General features: G+C 68.0%; 1 protein-coding gene. It reads left to right on the top strand.

Annotated features, from left to right (window positions below; genetic code table 11):
- Nucleotides 1-877: 2-oxoglutarate dehydrogenase complex dihydrolipoyllysine-residue succinyltransferase (odhB, locus tag H261_RS22915; protein ID WP_008622778.1), on the top strand; the 877-nt coding region annotated here is incomplete at its 5' end.
- Nucleotides 878-893 lie beyond the last annotated feature (16 nt).

Here is an 893-nt window from a genome sequence, read left to right as displayed (position 1 = left end):
GCCCTCGGCCAAGAAGATCGCCGCTGATGCCGGCATCGACACCGGCGCCATCGCCGGCACCGGCAAGGACGGGCGGGTGACCAAGGGCGACGTGCTGGCCGCGGCCTCCGCTCCGGCCCCCGCCGCCGCTCCGCCTCCCAAGCCCGCCGCCCCCTCCGGCCCTCGGCCCAAGGCCGATTGCGAGGAGCGGGTCAGGATGACCCGCCTGCGCAAGACCATCGCCGGACGCCTGAAGGAGGCCCAGAACACCGCCGCCATGCTGACCACCTTCAACGAGGTGGACATGGGCGCGCTGTTCGACCTCCGGAACCAGTACAAGGACCAGTTCGAAAAGCGCCACGGCTGCAAGCTGGGCTTCATGTCGTTCTTCGTGAAGGCCTGCGTCTCGGCGCTGAAGGACTGGCCGGCGGTCAACGCCGAGATCGACGGCGAGGATCTGGTCTACAAGAAGTACTACGACATCGGCGTCGCCGTGGGCACGCCCCAGGGGTTGGTGGTGCCGGTGCTGCGCGGCGCCGATTCCCTGTCCTTCGCCGGGGTCGAACAGGGCATCGCCAACCTGGGCAAGAAGGCCCGCGACGGCAAGCTGTCCATGGAGGACCTCACCGGGGGGACCTTCACCATCTCCAACGGCGGCGTCTACGGCTCGCTGATGAGCACCCCCATCCTCAATACGCCCCAGTCGGGCATCCTGGGGATGCACAAGGTGCAGCAGCGCCCCATGGTCATGGCCGACGGCTCCATCAAGGCGCGCCCGATGATGTACCTGGCGCTCTCCTACGACCACCGCATCATCGACGGCCGCGAGGCGGTGTCGTTCCTGGTGCGCGTCAAGGAGTGCATCGAGGACCCGCAGCGCATCCTGCTCGAGATGTAATTCCTCCGTCTCCCCC

Source organism: Paramagnetospirillum caucaseum, from assembly GCF_000342045.1.
Taxonomy (GTDB): domain Bacteria; phylum Pseudomonadota; class Alphaproteobacteria; order Rhodospirillales; family Magnetospirillaceae; genus Phaeospirillum; species Phaeospirillum caucaseum.
Note: the sequence above shows the minus strand (reverse complement) of the source record. Positions and strands in the feature narration are given on the sequence as shown.